The 21,655-nt window shown below is 59.1% G+C and carries 21 protein-coding genes; 17 read left to right on the forward strand and 4 right to left on the reverse strand.

What is annotated here, in order from left to right; all coding sequences use genetic code 11:
• Window position 1 precedes the first annotated feature (1 nt).
• Window positions 2–1,351 carry an ABC transporter substrate-binding protein gene (locus PHU01S_RS14325; protein ID WP_246029237.1) on the reverse strand — a complete coding sequence of 450 codons (1,350 nt, stop codon included), beginning with the start codon at window positions 1,349–1,351 and terminating at the stop codon, window positions 2–4.
• A gap of 36 nt (window positions 1,352–1,387) precedes the next feature.
• Here PHU01S_RS14325 and PHU01S_RS26700 point away from each other — a divergent pair, with 36 nt between their 5' ends.
• The 4 genes from PHU01S_RS26700 to PHU01S_RS26910 all read left to right on the forward strand — a co-directional run bounded on the left by PHU01S_RS26700 (window position 1,388) and on the right by PHU01S_RS26910 (window position 3,892).
• Window positions 1,388–1,675: a hypothetical protein gene (locus tag PHU01S_RS26700; RefSeq protein ID WP_246029238.1), complete on the forward strand. Its 288-nt coding sequence runs from the start codon at window positions 1,388–1,390 to the stop codon at window positions 1,673–1,675.
• Between the two features lie 141 nt (window positions 1,676–1,816).
• Window positions 1,817–3,145, forward strand: a complete 1,329-nt coding sequence (locus PHU01S_RS26345; RefSeq protein ID WP_218032454.1) for a discoidin domain-containing protein — start codon at window positions 1,817–1,819, stop codon at window positions 3,143–3,145.
• A gap of 96 nt (window positions 3,146–3,241) precedes the next feature.
• A complete protein-coding gene (locus PHU01S_RS14335) occupies window positions 3,242–3,580 on the forward strand; it encodes a hypothetical protein (RefSeq protein WP_048747231.1) in 339 nt (112 codons plus the stop codon).
• Between the two features lie 189 nt (window positions 3,581–3,769).
• The gene (locus PHU01S_RS26910) at window positions 3,770–3,892 is read left to right on the forward strand and encodes a hypothetical protein (protein ID WP_021877552.1); all 123 of its coding nucleotides are present in this window, start codon (window positions 3,770–3,772) and stop codon (window positions 3,890–3,892) included.
• Window positions 3,893–4,176: 284 nt separating this feature from the next.
• Here the strand turns inward: PHU01S_RS26910 and PHU01S_RS14340 are convergent, their stop codons facing one another.
• Together PHU01S_RS14340 and PHU01S_RS26160 are read right to left on the reverse strand one after the other, a co-directional pair.
• Complete coding sequence (locus tag PHU01S_RS14340) at window positions 4,177–5,325, reverse strand: DUF4179 domain-containing protein (RefSeq protein ID WP_127508125.1); 1,149 nt, start codon at window positions 5,323–5,325, stop codon at window positions 4,177–4,179.
• Complete coding sequence (locus PHU01S_RS26160; protein WP_048747229.1) at window positions 5,322–5,846, reverse strand: RNA polymerase sigma factor; 525 nt, start codon at window positions 5,844–5,846, stop codon at window positions 5,322–5,324. Before PHU01S_RS26160 ends, PHU01S_RS14340 begins: the two co-directional genes overlap by 4 nt.
• A 260-nt stretch (window positions 5,847–6,106) precedes the next feature.
• Here PHU01S_RS26160 and PHU01S_RS14350 point away from each other — a divergent pair, with 260 nt between their 5' ends.
• The 7 genes from PHU01S_RS14350 to PHU01S_RS14380 all read left to right on the forward strand — a co-directional run bounded on the left by PHU01S_RS14350 (window position 6,107) and on the right by PHU01S_RS14380 (window position 13,749).
• Window positions 6,107–7,714: a phospholipase D-like domain-containing protein gene (locus tag PHU01S_RS14350; RefSeq protein ID WP_048747227.1), complete on the forward strand. Its 1,608-nt coding sequence runs from the start codon at window positions 6,107–6,109 to the stop codon at window positions 7,712–7,714.
• Between the two features lie 166 nt (window positions 7,715–7,880).
• A complete protein-coding gene (locus tag PHU01S_RS14355) occupies window positions 7,881–8,489 on the forward strand; it encodes a DUF2087 domain-containing protein (RefSeq protein ID WP_048747226.1) in 609 nt (202 codons plus the stop codon).
• Window positions 8,490–8,641: 152 nt separating this feature from the next.
• Entirely contained in the window at window positions 8,642–10,270 is a 1,629-nt protein-coding gene (locus tag PHU01S_RS14360) for a spore germination protein (RefSeq protein ID WP_174806370.1), read from the forward strand.
• On the forward strand, window positions 10,263–11,354 hold the full coding sequence (locus tag PHU01S_RS14365; protein ID WP_048747224.1) for a GerAB/ArcD/ProY family transporter: 1,092 nt from the start codon (window positions 10,263–10,265) through the stop codon (window positions 11,352–11,354). The genes PHU01S_RS14360 and PHU01S_RS14365 overlap by 8 nt, the downstream gene beginning before the upstream one ends.
• The gene (locus PHU01S_RS14370; RefSeq protein ID WP_127508127.1) at window positions 11,347–12,567 is read left to right on the forward strand and encodes a Ger(x)C family spore germination protein; all 1,221 of its coding nucleotides are present in this window, start codon (window positions 11,347–11,349) and stop codon (window positions 12,565–12,567) included. The genes PHU01S_RS14365 and PHU01S_RS14370 overlap by 8 nt, the downstream gene beginning before the upstream one ends.
• A 25-nt stretch (window positions 12,568–12,592) precedes the next feature.
• Entirely contained in the window at window positions 12,593–12,796 is a 204-nt protein-coding gene (locus tag PHU01S_RS14375) for a CLC_0170 family protein (RefSeq protein WP_049868075.1), read from the forward strand.
• Window positions 12,797–13,152: 356 nt separating this feature from the next.
• A complete protein-coding gene (locus tag PHU01S_RS14380; RefSeq protein ID WP_048747251.1) occupies window positions 13,153–13,749 on the forward strand; it encodes a spore coat protein in 597 nt (198 codons plus the stop codon).
• A gap of 243 nt (window positions 13,750–13,992) precedes the next feature.
• On the opposite strand, the gene PHU01S_RS14385 is transcribed toward PHU01S_RS14380, so the two are convergent.
• Window positions 13,993–15,018 carry a LacI family DNA-binding transcriptional regulator gene (locus tag PHU01S_RS14385; RefSeq protein ID WP_048747218.1) on the reverse strand — a complete coding sequence of 342 codons (1,026 nt, stop codon included), beginning with the start codon at window positions 15,016–15,018 and terminating at the stop codon, window positions 13,993–13,995.
• 340 nt (window positions 15,019–15,358) lie between these two features.
• On the opposite strand from PHU01S_RS14385, the gene PHU01S_RS14390 reads away from it, so the two are divergent.
• The 6 genes from PHU01S_RS14390 to PHU01S_RS14415 all read left to right on the forward strand — a co-directional run bounded on the left by PHU01S_RS14390 (window position 15,359) and on the right by PHU01S_RS14415 (window position 21,593).
• Window positions 15,359–16,687, forward strand: a complete 1,329-nt coding sequence (locus tag PHU01S_RS14390; RefSeq protein ID WP_127508129.1) for an ABC transporter substrate-binding protein — start codon at window positions 15,359–15,361, stop codon at window positions 16,685–16,687.
• A 16-nt stretch (window positions 16,688–16,703) separates the two neighbouring features.
• On the forward strand, window positions 16,704–17,579 hold the full coding sequence (locus PHU01S_RS14395; RefSeq protein ID WP_049868072.1) for a carbohydrate ABC transporter permease: 876 nt from the start codon (window positions 16,704–16,706) through the stop codon (window positions 17,577–17,579).
• Window positions 17,566–18,405, forward strand: a complete 840-nt coding sequence (locus PHU01S_RS14400) for a carbohydrate ABC transporter permease (protein ID WP_048747216.1) — start codon at window positions 17,566–17,568, stop codon at window positions 18,403–18,405. Before PHU01S_RS14395 ends, PHU01S_RS14400 begins: the two co-directional genes overlap by 14 nt.
• Window positions 18,406–18,432: 27 nt before the next feature.
• Window positions 18,433–19,371 (forward strand): DUF1861 family protein, encoded by a 939-nt coding sequence (locus PHU01S_RS14405; protein WP_053086991.1) that lies wholly within the window; start codon window positions 18,433–18,435, stop codon window positions 19,369–19,371.
• A gap of 43 nt (window positions 19,372–19,414) precedes the next feature.
• Window positions 19,415–20,476 carry a BtaManbiosPhlase gene (locus PHU01S_RS14410; protein ID WP_021877567.1) on the forward strand — a complete coding sequence of 354 codons (1,062 nt, stop codon included), beginning with the start codon at window positions 19,415–19,417 and terminating at the stop codon, window positions 20,474–20,476.
• Between the two features lie 313 nt (window positions 20,477–20,789).
• A complete protein-coding gene (locus PHU01S_RS14415; protein WP_127508131.1) occupies window positions 20,790–21,593 on the forward strand; it encodes an AAC(3) family N-acetyltransferase in 804 nt (267 codons plus the stop codon).
• Window positions 21,594–21,655 lie beyond the last annotated feature (62 nt).

Genomic DNA, 21,655 nt, shown 5'->3' on the forward strand with positions numbered 1-21,655 from the left:
GTCAGCTCGCGACGTCCAGGTCTTTGGTGAGCAGATAATACTCGCTCATCGTCGTTTTCCAGCCTAGGACCTTGCCGCTGTAGACGACAACGATATTGGGATGGACGATGAACGAGTTCAACGTCTCGCTGTCCGCGATAGCCATCGCCTGGCGGCTGCGCTCGAGCCGCTCCGCGGCGTCTACGGTCTCATTGAGGGTGCCGATCGCTGCCTGCAGGCCGGGATGATCGATGTGGCTGTAATTCAGAGCGCCTTCCGGCAAATACCCGCTGTTCAGGAAGTAGGCGGCTTCGCCTCGCGGCGCCGTGACGAGGCTGTAGGTAGCCAGGTCCCAGTCGTCGTTGGCGGAGAGATATTCATCCATGTTCTCCGCCTGGCGTATTTCCAGCTTGATGCCGAGCTCGCCTGCATGGGCTTGGACAAGCTGGGCGATCAGCGGCAGCTCGGCTCGGGAGGAGTAGGTGAGAAGGCGGAAGGAGAGAGGTTTGCCTTGATCGGACACCTTGCCCCCCTCGACGGTAAAACCTGCTTCCCGGAATGCCTCGCGAGCCAGATCGAGGCTGAACGCCTTGGGCCTGTAAGCGGGAGAGAATGGCGCTTCGGCCGGGAAGGCGCCGGCAGCCGGCGTAGCCTGGCCGGCCATGATGTCCTTGGTGATCGTCTCGCGGTCGATGAGATGATCGAACGCTCTGCGCACCTGCTCCTGCGCCAGATGTCGGTTGCGCATGTTGTACATCAGGAGGTGGGTTCTCAAGCCGGACCGGGATTCCACCGTGAGGGAAGGGTCGCTTTGAAGCTGGGCGAAGCTCTCCAGCGGCGGACGGAAGACGATATCGGCGCTCCCGGCCTTGATCGCCATCAGCCTCGCGTTGGCGTCCGAATTGAAGAGAATCTCGGCATGATCAAGCTTGACCGGACCGCCCCAATAGCCGGTGTTCCGGTCGACCTTGAGGCTGCTGCCGGAACGGAAGTCGGCAAGCTTGAAGGGACCGGTGCCGACCGGGTTCGAATCCGTGGAGGAGGGAGCGACGATGGCGGTGTTGGGGTGCACAAAGCTGGAGGGAAGCTCCAGATTGGGGGTTTCCGTCACCAGCTTCAGCAGCTGGCCGTCGGCATGGATTTCGCGAAGGCTAAGCGTGTTCCGGACAGCCGGATTCAGCTCCTGGGCCCGCTCCAGGGAAAGCTTGACCGCTTCCGCGTCGAGCGGCTGTCCATCGTGGAAGGCCGCTCCCTCCCGGATATGGAATGTCCAGTGCTGGCCGTCCTTGCTGCTCCAGTCATCCGCCAGGCCGGGCTGCAGGCCGAGCTCGTCGCTGATGACGACCAGCGTTTCGGCGATGCCGGCTCTCACGGCGATGTAAGTCGTATCGGTATGAGGGTCGATAGCATGGCTCTGGATATTAAAGAGAAGGCGGAGGCTCTTGCCGAAGGCTTGTACCCGTTCGGAGCCGCCTGTCCCGGCTTCCTTGGCATCGGAGCAGGCGGCAAGCAGCAGGAGGAAAAGGATAAGAGAAGGAAAGAGAAAAATCTTTTTGAGCATAAAACAGGCATCCCCTTGCTTGTAATCGTATTTTTTACTATTAAGAATCGCGATGGTTCTCATTATAGGGAGAGCGGCACCCGCTGTAAACCTTTTTTAGCGATATCAACTATCCTTTATACATCGGAGATTTAATTTGGCAACTGGCCGCGCGGAAGATCGGCGGTTACGGTAGAAGAGGAAGGGCAGAGCTCTTCCGCCGCGCTTCAAGCATCTGCAAGCGGTTTCATGAATCGATGGAGATCTGCGGCAAACCCATCCAAAGGAGGAAGATTGATGATGAACAAGCGCATGTTGAACTGGCTGGTGATGGCGGCGCTGCTGCTGAGCCTGACGGCTGCAGCGGCAAGCGTGCCGGCGAGGGCTGCCGCCGCCGCGGGCGGCGAGTCTGTCATCTATGGCGGAGGACCGTTCTACAGCGGCGGAACCGCGACGATGAACGACCTCAAGGCATCCGGCTTCACGACCGTCATGCTGTGGACGATCCACGTCAACGCGAACGGCGACCTCGTCTACAACGATCAGCTGGTGGCATCCGGCGGATCGTACGTAGGCAAGGCTTCCTGGCCGTCCGAGCTGGCCTCGCTCAAGCAGGGGACGACGGGAGTGAAGCGGATCGAGCTGAGCGTCGGCTCCGCGGCGGTGAACGACTTCCACAACATCCAGAGCCTCATCGCCTCCCAGGGAACAGGAAGCGGCAGCATTCTGTACCGCAACTTCGCCGCGCTGCTGCAAGCGACGGGTGCGGATGCGGTCAGCTTCGACGACGAGGATCTGTACGATTCGGGCACGACCGTTTCCTTCGGCAAGATGCTGACCGGATTGGGCGTCGGCATCACGCTCTGTCCCTACAACAACCAGACCTACTGGAAGAACGTCAAAACCGGAATCGGCGCCAAGGTCGACCGCATCTATCTGCAGGTATACGACGGGGGAGCCGGCAACAGCCCCGCTGCCTGGAGCAGCGCGCTCGGATTGACCGTCATGCCCGGCCTCGACAGCAAGACGCCTTCCTATGGCAATACGCCGGCGCAGGTGCAGAGCCGAATGGCGGGCTGGAAGAGCAGCGCCGGCATTGCGGGCGGATTCATGTGGCTCTACGACGATATTCTCAAATACTCGCAGTACGGCTCCGCGGCGGATTATGCGGGCGCGATCAACAGCGCCGTAGGCGGCTCCGCTGGCAACGGCTCGCTGACGGCCGGCGGCACCGCTTCGGCCAGCCAAGGCGGCAGCCCGTCCGGCGAGGACGTGTCCAAGGCGTTCGACGGGGCGAGCGGCACCAAGTGGCTGATCTTCGCCGGCAGCGGCTGGCTCCAGTATCAATTCGGCGGAGGCAATGCCTATGCCGCCCGCCAGTACAGCCTCACCTCGGCCAACGATTTTCCGGCCCGGGATCCGAAGAGCTGGAGTCTCCAAGGCTCGAACGACGGCAGCAGCTGGACGACGCTCGATACGCGCAGCGGGGAGACGTTCGCCTCCCGCTTCCAGACGAAAACCTATGCAATCTCCAATACGTCCGCCTTCAAGTATTACCGGCTGAACGTGACCGCCAACAACGGCGGCGCGGAGCTGCAGCTGGCGGAGCTCGGATTGTACGCCTGATTGTACCTGAACGGGGATGAGAGCGGCGGATGATGGTAGTATTTTGTAAATTCTCCTGATATAGTGGTTCTATCAGACTATAGGGGGAATACCTTCATGCCTGCATCCCGCACCATGAAATGGCTGACGGGGGCCATGGAACTGGTCCTCGGCATTCCGCTTGTCGGAGCCTTCATCGTGATCGGCTTCGGTTATGTGCCTTTATTCGTCATGCTTATTCTGCATATCATTACCTTCGCCTTGTCCAAGAGCAATGGCGAATCGAGCAGCAGCTCCATTCTCGGCATCATCACTTCGCTGATCGCCTGGATTCCGTTTGTCGGCATGTTCATGCATCTGGCGACCGCCATAACGCTGTTCGTCAGCGCGTCCAGGACATTCGTTCCGAATCCGCCCTCGCATCCTCCCGTACCGCCGCCGCCGAGCAGCTTCTAGGCGCGAGGTTCAGCAAGAAACTCCCTTCGGCCGAAGGGAGTTTCTTTTGTTTAAAGCAGCGTCTTTAGAAGCCGGATGGCGGCATCCGTTGATTAGGATGCATGCCTGGAAATCGGAGTTAACGCGGCGGCGGCTTAGCATTTCAGCCTCCCGGAACTACCATCGCTACCATAGAGGGGGGGATGAACGATGAAGCCGATCAGCAGCCGGTTTTCCATAGTAGAGGCAGCCGCCGACGAGGGCCTCTTCAGCTTCCACGACCATCCGAATCCGGCCTGCGAGATCGGCCGTGGCATCGAGGACGCGCTGTAGGCCGAGCTGCGGGCGGCGGCCCAGGCTGCCTTGAAGGGTCGCCTTGCGGCGGTGACCATCGAGGGTTTGCAGGCCAGCATTCTGGACGGGTCTGGTTGACGGCTGTTTCAGCGTATAGAGGATAAAAAGAAAAACGGTTCCCAAGCTGCGGAAGGCAAAAGGTACGGTCAGTGGAATGATAATGGGCGCATGCTAGATGATGAAGATGCGCTAGAATATTGGCTCTGGGCGCGCTGTTTACAAAAAAAACCGGCAGAGCGGCTTCGCTCGTGCCGGACGCATCCCTATTTAAGGTTGATTACTCTACCTGTAATAACGCCTTTTTCGTCTCTGGCAAATTGAAGCGCCATGTAATTGCCGTTCGCCTCGCTGAATTGTACGGCGTCCGAATAGCCCGTTTGGCCTTCAGTAAACAGCATGTCCGCAGATAATGCAGACTTCCAGCCGTCATATTCATAGATCGCTCTGCCTAAGTCGTCATAAGTCACTTCTTTGACGGATTCGGGTATGATCTCGCCATCGGGTATTTTATTCTTCAACTCATCCATTTTTTTGACCATATCCGCTTCAGCGTCATTGGATGCGGTCTCCGGATCCGCTCCGGTTTTTGGGGATGGTTCGTTCCGCATTTTCTTCAGATAGGCCTCGGCCTTGGCGTGATCGGCCTTGGCTTTGTCCAGAGGCAGGTCAAACAAAATGGAAGTCCCTTTATAATCCGCATTAGGCTTCACTTCGCCTGTGCTTTCGTTATACGCGAACGCTTCGCTGTTATAGAAGCTTTCGCCGCTGCTGACAGCCAAATAGACACCTCTGTCGGCGAACATCTCCAATCCGTCGCATTCAATCAATCTGTACATAATCCCGTCTATAACAGTCTCGCTGTAACCGCCATGCATCGTCATGATATTAACCTGCCATGGCTTCTGGCCTTTAATCAAAGGGGATACGAAGAATGGCACTTTGCCGTATTCCGCGTCGCTTGTAGCCGGCATAGGCTTGCCATCCTGTCTGGTGATGGACAAAACCGCATAGGTTCTGGCCGGATTGACGGTTTGTGCAGAGCTGTTCATCTCTTCGAGCCCCGCTCCCGAGACGATCCCGTGCAAGGTGTAGCTGTAGTCGCCGGAAGCGACCGTTTGATTGATTTCGATGGCATCTTTGCTCTCAAACGCTTTGGCCAAAATATCTTTTCCCAAGTGTTCCGCAACCTGCTTGGGGTTGAAAAATTGAGTAGCGGCAACAGCCGTTATCGACATGACCAGCGTGCATACGGCAACCAGCACGGCTATGGAAATCCTTTTTCTGAATACAGGCATTCTTCTGCTTCTCTCCTTTATCCGGTTCAACATTCTTTCATTCAATTCCTCATCGGGCTCCGCTGTCGAAGCCAAAGCTTCCTTGAACAACCGGTCCCACTTCTCGGACTCATTCAAAGGGACTCAACCTCCAACATTTTTTTTACAGCCTCCCGGGCTCTAGACAGCCTGCTTTTTACCGTACCGGACGGAATTCTGAGCGCCGATGCGACCTCATCAATGGACATTTCCGCTGTATAATGCATATAGAGCGGAATTCTCAACCGATCGTCCAGCCTGTCCGCCGCCGCTTGTATCATCCCGCGAAGCTCCTGCGACAGGACAGCATCTTCAGGCGTCTCATTGCTGTAGGGCCAAGAGTGCTTGTCCACAGCCTCATTGAGCTCCGCTATAGGCGCAATTCTCTGCCTTCGAGCCCATTTCCGCCGGTTGTTTTTACGCAATCCAACCGCAATAGAAATCAGAAATCCCTTTGGATTTTGGCTTGCGTCCAATTTGTGGCGCACTTCAATCGCCTTCAGGAACGTTTCCTGATAGAGATCATCCGTGTCTGCCTTATTTCCCGCAAGCTTGTAGCAAAATCCGTATATCGCTTTGCCATGCAGCTGTACAAGATTACCCAGTGCTTCAATATCCAAGTAGCTGCTCCCTTCTGAATGGCCATTCACATCTATATGGTCCTAACAATGAGGCGGGTTCATTATTTATTGCCGACTCATTGAATTTCCACTTTAATCCATGATCATGCACGGGAGAAGCGCCTCCCGCTATCCTTCTGAAAAGTGCTTGCAGGCAAGAAATAATTTCCAAGCCTCTCCGAGCTGGGACAGGTCCCCGATTTCCGTTTAATATTCTCTATCGGCATCCAGGCTCGGCCACTATCGGAGGCGAATAAACGATGGAACAGAAACGAATCGCGGAAAAGGCATGGGACGAAAGACTGCGGCGCGGGATGGTGGATTTCTTCAACTGCCTGCTGTCCGGCAGCTTCGACAACGGCGCCGTGGAGGACGCTGAGGATGCGGCGCGCCTCGCACGGGAACTGCTCGACAGGACCGGGGCCGTGCGCTGGCGGCAGGAGATTCTGGGAGGCTTTCTGACCGAATGCAGCCAGCTGAACCTGCTGCCCGGCGCCACGGAGGATGGGCTGGAGAGAATCGCTTATGAGGTGAGCGGGATGCGGCTTGAGAATCTCAGCCTGCTTGCTCCCCATACGACACAGGGAAACCGCGCCGAGGCGTTCGTGAACGGGCCGGACAGCCTGGAGATGATTCTGGAGGAAATCGCGGGAGCGAAGCGCTACATCCATTTCTCCGTCATGCTCTTCTTCAACGACAAGTCCGGCAATCGGGTAGCTGCCGCTCTGGAGGCGGCTTTGAAACGCGGCGTTCAGGTGCGTCTCATGGTCGATGCGACGCTGAGCGCGTTGGGCTACGACCATAACCTGGAATATGGCCGCTTCCCGCTCCTCAAGGAAAGGCTGGAGGCGGCTGGCGCGCAAGTCGTCAACACATTTGAGAGCTGCTGTCCCAAGGAGGCGTGGCCGGCGAAGCGCAGGGAGCTGGCGGAGAGGGGCGTGCCGGACAGCAGCCTGTATGTCCATGATTTCGCCCAAGCCCAGGCAGAGACGGGGCTCAACATCATCAACCACCGGAAATTCATCGTGCTGGACGGTCATACGCTTATACTCGGCAGCCTCAACGTAGGCGACCAGTACTTGGGCGACACGCCGATCATCGCAGAGGGGAATGTCATTGCCGGCGGCCGTCGGATGGGAATTCCGGGCAGCCCGAAGGAATGGCATGACGGCTGCTTCCGGATCCGGGGAGAGGCGGCATATTCCGCGAACCGGATTTTCGCCGCTCAATGGGGCGTAGCGACAGGGGATTCGTTCGATCCCGGGGATGAATTCTATTGCCCCTCCTCGGCGAACAGACGATATGGAGACGAGGAATGCACGCTGGTCGCCAGCTTTGCCGGCAATCCCGCGAACCTGATCCAACGGTATCATCTTGACCTGCTGAAGCATGCCGGGGACGAGACGGTCATCGTGAATCCTTACCTCATCGACGACGAGTTCTGGAAGGCGCTGCAGAGTCTGGATGAGGAGAGGGCGGCGCATATAGCCATCTGCAACCCGCTCCATGTCAACGATCATCCCACCAATCTCGCTGCCGTCCGAGGCCATATGCGCCTCCCTTTCGAGAAGGGCGTTTCCTTTTACGATTACAGCGGAACGGAACGGTTTTCCCATTGGAAAGTCGCTTACGACCGCAGGTCGGATGCGGTGTTTCACGGCTCCTACAACTTGAACGAGCGCAGCGCCTGCCATGACTTTGAGCTTGGCGTCCTGGTGAGAGGCGGCGCCTTCGCAAAGACGGTCAGAGAGATGATCGGCTACGATCTCGGCGTATCCCGCAAGGTCGAGGATGCCGGGGAGTTTTTCAAGCACCCGGCTCTCCATCCCAGCACCTACCTCAACAAACTCACGAGCAAGTTCGCTTGAACAGTTCATCCGTATTGAAGCCTCCGCTTCGGGCCACATCCTGAAGGAGGCTTTTTTATCGTTCCTGTCCTCGTGGGGAGCTCACCATCAGCTCTTGACGAAGGTAATAAATTCGACTAATATCTAATTAGATTATGATTAAATTACAGGAAAGGAGCTGGTCTTCATGCAGCTGGAGAAAGTGGTCGCTTACCACAAGGCTCTGGCCGATCCGACGCGCATCCGGATGCTGATCCTGCTGGCCGAGGGCGAGCTGAACGGGCAGGCGCTCGCCGAGAAGCTGTCGCTGACGCCGGCGACGATCACCCATCATGCGGCCAAGCTGCGCGAGGCAAGCCTGATCAACGAGCGGCGCGACAAGAACACGATTTATTTTACGCTCAACGACTACTTCATCCGCAGCGGAGCGCAGGGAGCCGCGAGCTTGATTTACCGCCGGACGGCGGACAGCCGGGAGGAGAATCCGATGATGGACGAACGAGCGGAGAAATTCCGCAGCGGGGTGCTGAAGAACTTCTTTGACAAGGACGGCAGGCTGAAGAGCATCCCGGCCCAATTGAAGAAGAAGCTGATCGTGCTGGAGCATCTGGCGGACCGGCTGGAGGCGGGGCGCAGCTACGAGGAGAAGGAGATCAATGCCTTCATCAAGGAGGTTCACGACGACTTCGCCACGATCCGGCGGGAGTTCATCATGCATCAATTCCTGTTCAGGGAAAAGGAAATCTACGAGCGGAATCCGGTCGAGATGTGGCCCAGGTGGGAGGCCTTGTCCTGAGCTTTTCCCCGTTCCATCCTTCCTTCAAGGCTTCGGACAAAACGTCCGAAGCCTTTTTCGGTTCTCCTTCCTTGGCTGGAAAAGGGTACATACCCCGGAATCGGCTGGATATACTACCGGTACTTGCACATTCGGGGAAGGGGAGAAGGGCGATGGGAAGCTGGCAGGGCAAATCCAATCTGTTCAAGCGTACCGCTTCCGTTCAAATCAAAGACCTGACGCTGAGGAAGTATGAGGGCATGCAGGCATCCGCGAGACTCGACGAGATGCTCCGCATGCTCAAAGAGGTTTTCGGGGATACGGACGATATCGCGATCCGGCAGTTCCGCATTTTCGGAAGCTTCAACGCCGCTGCCGTCTTCCTGGAGCCGATGGTCGACCAGGACCGGATCAACCGGGACATCCTGCAGCCTTTGATGACGGCATTGAAGGACGGACAAGCGGAACAGCTGCATGCGAGCCGGATCGCCGATTACGCGCTCCATGATTGTCTGCATGCGGCGGATGCAAGCGCCGAGATTTCGATCGTCCCGATGCTTCTCGCGGTCACCTCGGGAGAAACGCTCATCTGCATCGACGGGAGCCACAAGGCGCTGATCGTCAACACCCGCGACATCAAGAAACGGGCGATCGAGCAGCCCCAGACCGAGCAGGTCATACGCGGCCCGCGCGAAGGCTTCATCGAGTCGCTCGATACGAACATCGCGCTCGTGCGATCCCGCCTCTCGACGACCGACCTCAAGGTGAAGATGGCTCCGATCGGCAGGCGCGGGAATACGAATGTCGCCGTCTGTTATTTGTCGAGCATCGCGGATCCAGCTATCGTCGAGCGCGTGCTGGGCCGGCTGGCCAAAATCGATACGGACGCCATCCTGGACGCCGGTTATATCGAGCAGTTCATCGAGGATCAGCCGTTCTCCCCGTTTCCGCAAATCCAGAACACGGAAAGGCCGGACAAAACCGCGGCGGCGCTGCTGGAAGGGCGGATCGCCATCCTGAGCAACGGCTCTCCGTTCGCGCTCATCGTGCCTTGCTTTTTCAGCCAGTTCTATCAGACGCTGGACGATTATACGGAGCGGTTCCTCATCGGCAGCCTCATCCGGATAATCCGGCTGGTGGCGCTTGTCACCTCCCTCATTTTTCCGGCTCTTTATGTATCGCTGATCTCCTTCAACCCGGAGCTGATTCCGACCGACTTCGCCGTGGCGGTGGCGGGAGGCAGAGCCGGCGTTCCTTTCCCGACGGTGATTGAGGTGCTCATGATCGAAATATCGATGGAGATTCTCCGGGAAGCGACCATCCGTCTTCCCCAGGTAATCGGCGGCGCGCTCAGCATCGTCGGCGTGCTCATCATCGGACAGGCGGCCGTCTCGGCCGGCTTCTCCAGCCCGATCACCGTCGTCATCGTCGCCTTTACGACGATCGGCTCGTTCGCAACGCCCGCTTACAATGCGGCGATCGCCTTGCGGATGCTGAGGTTTCCGCTCATTATTCTGGCCGGCTCGTTCGGCTTGTTCGGCGTGCTGATCGGACTGCTCTTCATCGCGAACCATCTGCTCGCCATGGAATCGTTCGGCGTCCCCTATATGGCACCGTTCGTGCCTGGCAATTGGCAGGGCTTCAAGGATCTGCTCCTGCGCGGCCCTATCTGGTGGATGAGGAAGCGTCCTTCGCATCTGCACACGCTCGATGCCAACCGGCTGCCGCCCGATGCTGCGGACGCGCCGATGCGGAGAACGCTGCAGTATGCCGGCGAGGAGGATACCCGGGCCCATGAGTGATACGCTGTCGATCTCTTCCATTCGAATGGCCGCGCTCGTGACGAGCGCCAATGTCGGCATCGGCGTCCTGACCTTGCCGCGATTCGCCGCCGTAGGGGCCGAAAGCGGAGCTCCGCTGTTGACCGCAGCAGGAATTCTCTGCGGCACCATGTCTCTGCTGCTGCTGGCCTATCTCTGCAGCCGGCATCCCGGAGAGAACCTGATCTTTTTCAGCGAGAAGCTGGTCGGCGCTCCGGTCGCGCGAGTCATGAACGGGCTGCTGATCCTGTATTTCCTGCTCGTGTCCGGCATATCGCTGCGGCAGTTCGGGGAAGTCGTCGTGCTTGTCCTGCTCCAGAAGACGCCCATGCAGATCGTCGAATGCATGCTTTTGCTCGTCGTGGCCTTGTCGGCCCGGCGGGACCTGATCAAGTTTTCGTTCGTCCATTCCTTCTACCTGCCGTTCATTCTGCTGCCGGGCCTCTTCATCGTGCTGATCGCGACCCGCAGCATCGATCCGAACAATCTGCTGCCGCTGATCGGCAACCATCGCGGAGACTGGCCGAACGAATCGGTGAAGATCGCCTCCTTGTCGCAAATGTCCTTCGTGTTCTGCCTGCTCGTGCCGCTCATGAAATTCCCCAAGCGGGCGGCATCGTCCGTCGCGATCGGCGCCGCGGTCGGCGGCTCGCTTTATCTGCTGGTCGTCCTGACGACGGTGGGCATGTTCGGAGCCGAGGAGACGAAGATTCTGACCTATCCGACGCTGGAGACGGCGCGCAGCGCGTCGATGGGCGTCGGACAGCGGCTGGATGCGCTGTTCCTGATCATCTGGGTCATCTCGATCTATACGACCATCTATGCGACCTATTACTTCTCCGTCCATGCCAGCCGCGATCTGTTCCGCCTCGAAGACCATCGCATGCTCGCTTCCTTCTATATGCCGGCCGTGTACGCCGTGTCGATGATTCCGCCCAACATCCATGTTCTATACTCCTTGTGGGACTTGTCCGGGCGCTACGGATTTTTGCTGACGGCAGCGTATCCCTTGCTGCTGCTGGTCATGTCGTTCATCCGGTCGGGAAGGAGGCGGGCCCATGCCTAGCTGGAGGCGCATGCCGGCCTTGGCGCTGGCGGCGGCGATCGCTTTGCCCCTATTGAGCGGCTGCTGGGACCGGCAGGAGCTGGAGGATCGCGCTCTTATTCTCGGCATGGCGATCGATGAGGTGAATGAGGCTGCAGCCGGCGACCACGAGCATACGACTCATCTGCATGAGCCCAAATCGTTGCGGAACCACCGGATTCTGGTGACGGCCCAGATCGCCATTCCCGGCAGGGTGCCGCTCGGTCCGGGAGAGAGCGGCGGCGGCAAGCAGGGAGGGCTGCCCGTATGGGTCGTGAAGGTGACGGGTTATTCCATCGACGATGCGCTCAACAACCTACAGCAGGAAATCGCCAATCCGCGCAGCCTGATCCATCTGCGGATCATCGTCGTCAGCGAGAAGATCGCCCGCAGAGGGATGGAAGACATCAACGACTACTTCCGCCGCAACTCGGAGGTGAGGCGCTCCACCTGGATCGTCGTCTCGGATATCGAGGCGAACAAGCTGATGAACGTGGCGCCGCCGCTTGAGCGGGTCCCTACCCTCTATTTGCTGTCCATGATTGAAAAGTCGGTGGAGATGGGCAAATTCCCTCCCCAGTACTCCGGCAACTTCTGGAGCGCCGAATCGCGCCTCGGACAGGACGAGTTCCTTCCTTACGTATCCATTCGCCAGAAGGAGAACATCCTGCTCAAGGGGATGGCGCTGTTCCGCGGGGGCAAAATGGTCGGCCATTCGGAGCCGATCGAAATCGGCAGCTACATGGCCATCAAGGGGCTCAATCCGGGAGGCTATTCCATCCTCGGGGATGTGCCGGGCATAGGCGCGATCATGCTCAAAAGCAACCGCCGCATCGCCCAGACGAAGGTATCCATTCGGAACGGCAAGCCTCACGCGCATATCGTCGTCCATCTGGACACCAGCATCGAGGAGAAGATCGACGGCGAATCCGAGCGTTATACGGCGGAGGATTTCGACCTGATCCGCAACCACATGGGGAAGGAGGTTTCCTACTTCCTGCTGGAGTTCATTCGCAAAACCCAGCGTTACCGGAGCGATCCGTTCGGCTTCGGGGAAATGTTCCGCGCCCGGGAGCCCGCGTACTGGAACAGCGTCATCAAATCCAAGGAGGATTGGGAGCGGGAGTACGCAGGCATGACATTCGAGCTGGAATGCAAGGTCGCAATCCGCAGGGAAGGGCTGAAGCTCAATTGATTCCGCGCAAGGAGGCTTGGACCGAATGCTCGATTACAACTACAGCCTCGTCGTGTTCGTCATCCTGAGCCTGTTATGCGGCCTGTTCATGCTTACGGCGGATTTGCGGATGTACGAATGGCTGGGCAAAAAGAAGGAAGGCGGCTGGACAAAAGGGCTGGCTTGGATTCAACTCGGCTTTGCCGCGGCCGGAGCGGCCGTCCTGGCGCTGTACCAGCTTCTGTTGTGAGCCTCGGGACAGCGGCCTGAATTCGGTGCCTTTGGGGAGTCGAAGGAATCATGACGCCCGGCTTTCTGGATGAATGGAATGCATCTCAGGCGGGAGGCGGCTCTCCCGAATAGGGAGGATGCTTTTGGCTCATCTTAACCAAGCCTGAATTACACATGGAGGAGGAAATAACCTTGAACAATCAGCCCTACCAGCCTCAGTTCCAGCCCATGAGCCAGCCTGGACAGCCGTCGCAGCAGCATTCGTTCGCGCAGCCGTACCAGCCGCATGCGCAGCAAGGCTATCAGCCGCATGCGCAGCAAGGATTTCAGCCGCAGCAGTCCCAGACCGCTGCGCCTTCAGTCCCTCAGCAGCAGATGAATTTGAACCATGGCGGACATGAGTTTTTCGACATGCATGAAATTTTGTCCGGCATGATCAACGTCCTCGACCAGTTCATGATTTTCCGCGGCTTCGTCAAGGATCAGGAGCTGCTCGGCATTTTGGACCGCCAGTACAATTTCATCCTCTCCCAGTACAACCTGACGGCCGAATGCTTCGCGACGGGTCAGAAGCCGCATCAGGAAACAGGCACGTACATGATGCAGCTGCAGCCGACGAACGTAACCTTCGGCATCAAGCCTTCCCAGCCGAAGAAGCCGAACCAGTCGCTCGCGGACGTCAAGGATGCCGGCATCAGCGGCCACATGCTCGGCCTGATCAAGTCAACCGGGTCCTTGCTGGCCATGGCCTCTCCGGAGATTACGAATCCGGTCGTGCGCCGCGTCGTCGCTTCCCAGATCCAGAACTATGTAGAGATGGCCTTCGAGATTTTCCTCTTCCAGAACAAGCATGCCTATTATCAGGTGCCGCAGCTGAAGCAGAACGACATGCAGTCGATGCTCGGCTCCTACGTTCCGGCTCCCGGCCAGCCTCAGATGCCGGCTCCGAATTCCTTCAGCCGCTACCAGTAGCTCATTCCCGGAAAAGGAAGACGGCTCATGCGATGTCGCATGAGCCGTCTTGCCGTTGGTTCGGAGAGGGATCGGACGTTGAGGGCTCCGGATGCCGGCTTCAACGGCCGGCGAACAGGCTGCCCGAAGCATTCATTCCGTATACGCCGACCAGCAGTAGGATGATGACGCTTGCGGCTGCGGCCGCAAGCAGCAAATAGAAAGGCTTGATTTCGTTCATGGCTTCGGTTCCTTTTGGTCCGCTCAGCGGACGGGAGGATTCCCGGTAGACTCCCGGATGAGCAGCTTGGTATGGAGCAGCGTCTCGGCGTACGGCATGCCGGGATCCTCCAGTCTGGCCAGCAGCCGCTCGACCGCGCACCTGGCGTAGAGCGGAAGATCGACATCAACCGTCGTGATGGGCGGTGTCGCCAGCCGGGACAGATAGCCGTTGTCGAAGCTGACGACGGAGGCGTCCTCGGGCACGCGCCGCCCGAGCTGCTGCAGCGCCGAGCTGACCATGAAGCCGTACCCGTCGTTGACGCAGAACCAGGCGGTAGGCCCGCCGTTCAGCCCTTCCAGCCGCTTGCGGATCTCGTCGCTGTCCTCGGCCGCATCGGTCAGCAGCCAAGCCTCCTTCAACCGCAGGCCGAGCTCGAAGGCTGCAAGCCTCATCCCTTCCAGCCGCTCGTAATAGCTCGGAGAGAAGGAGATGTTCCCGACATAACCGATGTCGCGATGTCCGAGTCCGTACAGATGCCGGACGGCTTCGTAGGCGCTGAACCGGTTGTTGGTCAGGATGCAGTCCGCCTGCAGATCGGGATGATGGTGGTCGATCAGGACGGCGGGAATGTCCGTATCCAGCACGGCCTGGATATAGGGAGTCGTAATATGGGACAGGATGAGCACGCCGTCCACGGCCCGCTGCTGAATGAACGGCGGGAGAGTCAAGGACGCGGCATCGTTCGGGCTGATGGACTGGATGACCAGCTCGCAGCCGATCTTCTTGAGCTCCCGGTCGATGCTCAGGTAGATGTCGCTGAAGAAGCTTTTCATGGAGAAGGCATAGTCGGAAGCGATGAGCGCGATCGTCCGCGGCTTCGCCGCCGGGCCGGCTTCCTCCGTGTTGCCCCTTCGGGTATACGTGTAGCCCATCTCGTCGGCCGTCTTCATGATGAGCCGGCGGGTCTCGTCGCTAACGCCGGGCTTGCCCGTCAAAGCTTGGGAGACCGAGTTCTTGGACAGATTAAGCCTGTCGGCGATGTCCTGCATCGTTATTTTCGATTTCAAAAGGGTCAGCCTCCGTTGTGCTCGCCCTTCGGGCCATATGCCCGACGCGCAGCCGTTCGTCTATCATTGTTTCCGCAGCGGGGCGGGAATGTCAAGCTTCGGCGGGAGGAAAATACATATCGAAACGGATCGCAATCCCGCTCTATAATTGTAACGTTACAAAATAAAATAGTAAAGTAAATAATGCGGAAATAGAATGACTTTATCGTTTTGTAACTTGACTTGACGCGAATTATGCTCCATAATGAGTCTCACAAGCGCTTTCATTTTCAGTTTTGCTCATTGACAGCTGGATGACAGAGAATGATTTTAACATGACAAGTTAGGGAGGCCATGCAGAATGAAAAAGAGAATCCCAATGGTTTTATCCGTTGCTTTGATCGCGGGCATGCTGTCCGCCTGCTCCACCGGCCAGAGCGGCCAAAACGAATCCGGCTCGGCGTCCGGAGAAGGCGTGACGACGATCGAGTTCTGGGCGGCGCCGAATCCGACGCAGCAGGCTTACTGGCAGGAGATGGCCAAGGCGTATGAAGCCCAGAACGGCAAGGTCAAGATCAACGTCAGCGCGATCAAGGAATCGCCGACCTCCGAAGCCAGCATCCAGGCCGCGCTGGCGGCCAAGAGCGCGCCGACGATGTCGGAGAACATCAACCGCGGCTTCGCGGCCCAGCTGTCGAGCAGCAAGGCGCTTGTGCCGCTGGATACGCTGGAAGGCTACGACGACCTGCTCAAGGGACGCAGCATGAGCAAGACGATCGAGCCTTGGAAGTTCGCGGACGGCCATCAATACGTGCTTCCGATCTACTCCAATCCGATGCTGTTCGGCTGGCGCCTCGATATTTTGAAGGAGCTCGGCTACAACGAGCCGCCGAAGACGTACGGCGAAGTGCTGGAGCTGACCAAGAAGCTCAAGGACAAATACGGCGACAAGAAATACCTGTGGGCGAAGCCGGATCTGGCCGATCCCACCGCCTGGAAGCGCTGGTTCGACTTCTACATGCTGTATGACGCCGCGTCGAACGGCAACAAGTTCATCGAGGGCGACACGTTCACCGGGGACGAGAAAGCCGGCATCGAAGTGCTGACGTTCGTCGACAGCCTGCGCAAGGAGAAAGGGCTGCTGGCGCGGCAGGTAACCGATCCGTTCGAGAACGGCACGGGGGTCTTCACCGATATCGGTCCGTGGACCTTTACGACCTGGGCGGAAAAATACCCGAACCTGAAGTACAACGAAACCTACGCGCTGACGATGCCTCCGGTGCCTGACGGCGCCGATCCGGCCCAGAGCAAGACGTTCGCCGATACGAAGGGGCTTGTCATCTACGCTTCCGCGACGAAGGCGCAGCAGCAGGCGGCGCTTGATTTCGTGAAGTGGGTGTACAGCGACGCCAAAAACGACGCGGCCTGGTTCAAGCAGACGAATCTGCCGCCGGCCCGCGACGATCTGTCGACCAACGAATCGTTCAAGGCGATCCTGGACGAGAGTCCGCAGCTGAAGCCGTATGCGGAGAATGTGCCGAATGCGGTGCCGCCGATGGACAACGCCAAGTACAACGACCTGCAGACGATCATCGGCACGGAGGCTTTCAACAAAGTGGTCAAGGGCGAAATCGCGCCTGCCGAGGGCTGGGCGGCGATGAAGGCTGCGCTGGAGAAAGCCCTGAAATAAGGGAGGTTCCGCTGTCATGGACCAACGCAACAACAAGCTGGGCTGGATGTTCGCCAGCCCTTACCTCATCTACTCGCTGATCTTTTTCTTTGTGCCGCTCTTATGGTCTTTATTCCTGTCGTTTACGAACTGGGACCTCATCGCCCCGACGTTCAATTTCGTGGGGATCAGCAATTTCCTGGACGCGCTGCAATCGCCTGCCGTCCATGCGGCATTCTGGAATACGTACAAATTCATGATGATCTTCGTTCCGCTCGTCACCGTGATGGCGATCGGCGTCGCCGTCGTCGTCCATGGACTGCCCCGGTTCAAAGGGCTGTTCCTGATCGGATTTTTCCTGCCGTACCTCAGCTCGGGCGTCGTGTCCGCGCTGATCGTGAAGGGGCTGCTCTCCTACACGAGTCCCGTCAATGAATTCCTGAGAGGCATCGGCATGGATATCAACTGGCTCGGCTCTCCCTTCTCGGCGCTGTTCGTCGTCGGCCTGATCCTCGCCTGGAAGTTCACCGGCTATTATGCGCTCATCATCACATCCGGCCTCGAGAGCATCGATAAGGAAGTGTACGAGGCCGCCGCCATCGACGGGGTCAAGGACAGCCAGCGGTTCTGGCGGATCACGCTGCCGCTGCTGTACCCGTCGCTCTATACGACGCTGATTCTGGCGTTCGGCGTGACGTTCGGCATCTTCACCGAGGTGTACCAGCTGACCGGCGGCGGTCCCGGCAACGCGACGAACACCTGGCAGATGGAGATCTTCAAGCAGGCATTCTCGAACATGCAGGTCGGCTACGCCTCCGCGGTCGCGCTGCTGGCGTCGCTGGCGACGTTCGCCTCGATTTTCGTGATCCGCAAAATTCTGGAGATATGGGGGAAGCGGAATGGTTGGGTCTAATAAACGCAGCGGCGCCAGGCGGGCCGTCCGTTACTCGCTCGCCCTCGCGCTCCTGCTCGTCATGGTTTATCCCTATCTGTACATGGTGCTCAGCTCGTTCGCGGACTGGACGCAGATCGACAAGAAGCTGTTCCCGACGAGCTTCACGCTCAAGTCCTACGAGTGGCTGTTCAGCGGCGGCGAGACGGGCGTCACCCGTCCCTGGCTGAACGCGTTCATGAACAGCATCATCGTCTCGGTCGCCTCCACGGCGCTGATGATGCTGTTCGGCATCATGGTCGCCTACGCGCTGTCCAAGCTCAATTTCTTCGGCCGCAAGGCGATGAACAACTTCGTCCTGTTCCATATGTTCTTTCCGGCGATCATCCTGCTGGTGCCGACGTTTCTGGTCATCCAGCGGGTCGGCCTCTACGACACGTATCTGGGCCTGATCATTCCGAAGGCGGTCAGCCTGTGGGCGATCTTCATGTACACGAACTTTTTCAAGGCCGTTCCTTCCGTCTTCATCGAGGCGGCCAAGCTGGACGGGGCATCCGATCTGAAAATCATGTTCCGCATCATGCTGCCGATGTCGAAGTCGATCACGACTGTCATCTTCCTGTTCCTGCTCATGGAGCGCTGGACCGAGCTGCTGTGGGACATGATCGCGGTCAAAAGCGATTCGATGCTGACGCTGAACGTGCTGCTCTCGCAGATGTTCGGACCGTACGGCTCCTATCCGGGACCGCTGTACGCCGCTTCGACCATCCTGACGCTGCCGATCATCGTCATGTTCCTGATCTTCAGCAAGAAGTTCCAGGAAGGCATGCAGTTCAGCCTCAAATAAACATCCCATGCAGGGAGGAAACCTTCTATGAATACTCGGAAGCTTGAGCCGTCATCATGCCGCGAGCTGCTGGCGGAATACCGGGCATCGGGCGCGCGGGCCGAGGCGCCGGAGCGGATTCCGTTCGCGGAAGTCGGGGAGAAGGATGTCTACAACATTGCCGCTCCGCTTCTGGACAGCGGCCGGGAAATCATCCCGGGCCGCGTGGAATCCCGGGACAGCGAGCATTCCATGGTCGTCTTCTTCGCGGAAGAGGGCGGACGGTGGCTGCCGCTGGAGGGGGCTCCGGTGCTGGAGCTCCAGGACCCGTTCCACTGCCGCATCGGCGGGAAGCTCATCGTCGGAGGCGTGGAGATCTATCCGCATCCGGACAACGAAGGCGCGCTGATGTGGCGGACCGTCTTTTACCGCGGCAGCGGACTTTCGGATTTAGAGCCGTTTTTCAAAGGACCGGACGGAATGAAGGATATCCGCCTGGTGGAGCTTGCCGATGGAGAGGTCGGGGTTTTCACCCGGCCCCAGGGCCGGAAGGGCGGCCGCGGCAAGATCGGATTCGCGAGGGCGTCCTCTCTGGACGGGCTTACGCTTGAGCTGATCGAGGATGCGCCGCTGCTGGAAGGCCAGTTCGCGGAGGGAGAATGGGGAGGGGCCAATGAAGCCCATCTGCTGCAGGACGGCCGGATCGGCGTGCTCGGACATGTCGCCTGCTTCGACGAAGCGGGGGACCGCCACTATTACCCGATGGCGTTCGTGTTCGATGCTGACGGCGCCGGCTGCTCGAAGCTGAGCATTATCGCCGAGCGCAGCGTCTTTCTGCCCGGTCCGGCCAAGCGGGCGGACCTGCAGGATGTCGTCTTCAGCGGGGGGCTGCTTCGCAGAACAGACGGCACGGCGGTTTTATACGCGGGCATCAGCGACGCGGACGCGCAGAGGCTGGTCATCGCCGACCCGTTTGCCGGCTTGTAAGCTTTGGCCGCATTACTAGTTAAGATACAAAGGAGTTCATGCCATGAATAGCTACCGTTACGAACAGAATCCGCTGGTGACCCCGGCGGACGTGAAGCCGCATCGAGAGGATTTCGAGGTCATCGGCGCCTTCAACGCAGGGGTGGCGGAATATGACGGCGAAGTCATCCTGCTGCTGCGCGTGGCGGAACGCCCGATCAGCGAGGATCCGGAGGCGGTGCTGGCTCCCGTCTACAACAGGGAAAAAGGCGGCCTGGACCTCATACCGATCCGCAAGGACGACGAGCGCTACGACTTGTCCGATCCGCGCGTCATCGTGCGCAAGGAGCATGCGCCGGCCTTCGAATACCTGACCTCCCTCTCGTACCTGCGCATCGCGCGCAGCCGGGACGGCAGGAGCTTCACGGTCGACGAGGAGCCGTTCATTTATCCGACGCAGCCCCTGGAGATTTTCGGCGTTGAAGACCCCCGCATCACGCAGATAGGGGACACCTACTATATCTATTTCTCGGCCGTGTCGCCCGTCGGCATCGGGGAATCGCTCGTCTCCACGAAGGATTTCAAGAGCGTCACGCATCACGGCATGATCTTCGGGCCGGACAACAAGGACGTCATCATCTTCCCCGAGCGCATCGGCGGCAAGTATTACGCCCTTCACCGCCCGACGACCAAAAGCTGCGGCCGCCCCGAGATGTGGATCGCGGAATCGGACAACCTGCTGTACTGGGGCAACCACCGCCATCTCATCGGGCTGCGCGACGGCATGTGGGACAGCGGCCGCATCGGAGGCGGAGCCGTTCCGATCCGGACGGAGCGCGGCTGGCTGGAGCTGTACCACGGCGCGACCAAGGATCACCGGTACTGCATGGGAGCCGTGCTGCTCGACCTGGACGATCCGTCCAAGGTGATTGCCCGCTCCGGCAAGCCGATTCTGGAGCCGGAGGCGGATTACGAGCGGGACGGCTTCTTCGGAGGCGTCGTCTTCTCCTGCGGCGCTCTCGTCGACGGAGACCGCGTCCGCATGTATTACGGCGCAGCCGACACGTCCATGGCTTGCGCGGAGCTCAGCCTGACGGAGATTCTGGACAGCCTGGAGCCGGTCTGAGCGCAGGCTTGGCCTTGCCCGGATCTGGACCCGCGTCTCTGCAAGGAGACGTCAAAAGCATAACATGCAATAAGTTTTGCCCCTTTTCGTTCCTAGGCCAAGCCAAGGATTCTTGCTGGACAGCACCAGCCCCGGCGTATGCCGGGGCTTTTTTATTCCCGCAATCGTTTTTATTCTCCTCATCGGATCGGCTTAAACCGTTCTTGCCCCTGCGAAGCGGGCCGTACTCTGGTACACTGGCGAAAAGAACGAGTCGAGAAGGCAAGGGGGATGGACTCCCGGCTTGCCGATCCCGCATATGGAGGCTGCACCCATGATCAACGAAAACGAAATGCCCCTTACAAGCAGAGACATAAGCGAAGGGCTGCGAAAAATAGGAGTGGAGGAAGGGATGCTGCTGCTGGTCCACTCCTCCATGAAGGCATTCGGCCGCTGGGTCGTCGGCGGGCCGGAAGCGGTCGTGCTTGCCCTCGAGGAAGCCGTCGGGGACAGCGGCACGATCGTCATGCCGGCCCAATCGTCGGATTTGTCCGAGCCCTCCTATTGGATGCGCCCGCCGGTTCCGGAATCATGGTGGCCGCTCATTCGGGCCGAGATGCCCGCCTATCGCCCGGACTTGACGGCTACCCGCGGCATGGGCGCCGTCGTGGAATGCTTCCGCCGTCAAGAGGGCACGCTGCGCAGCGCCCATCCGCAGGTGAGCTTCGCCGCCCGCGGACCGCTGGCGCAGACGATTCTGGAACCGCATCTGCTGTCGCCTGCCCTCGGCGAAGGCTCCCCTCTTGAGCGGATGGCCGAGCTTGGCGGCCGGGCTCTGCTGCTTGGGGTCGACCACGAACGAAACACGACGCTGCATCTGGCCGAGCATCGCGCTTCTTACCCCAACAAGGAGATGCTCAGCCAAGGCTCTCCCATGCTGAGGAACGGCGTCAGGGAATGGGTGGTTTTCGAGGACCTTGCGTACCGCGACGACGACTTCAACGTCGTCGGCGAAGCCTTTGAAAGGGATTGCCCGCTGGCCGCCAGAGGGCGGATCGGAGATGCGCTCGTGCGGCTGCTGCCGCAGCGGGAGCTGATCGACTACGCGGCGGCCTGGATGGAGGCCAACCGGTACTGACCGCGCGGCCGGCCAAGGATAGTTCCGGCGGATCTGGACCATCCTACCTCCATAAGGGAGGC

Origin of the sequence: Paenibacillus humicus NBRC 102415 (genome assembly GCF_004000905.1) — a bacterium.
Lineage (GTDB): Bacteria > Bacillota > Bacilli > Paenibacillales > Paenibacillaceae > Paenibacillus_O > Paenibacillus_O humicus.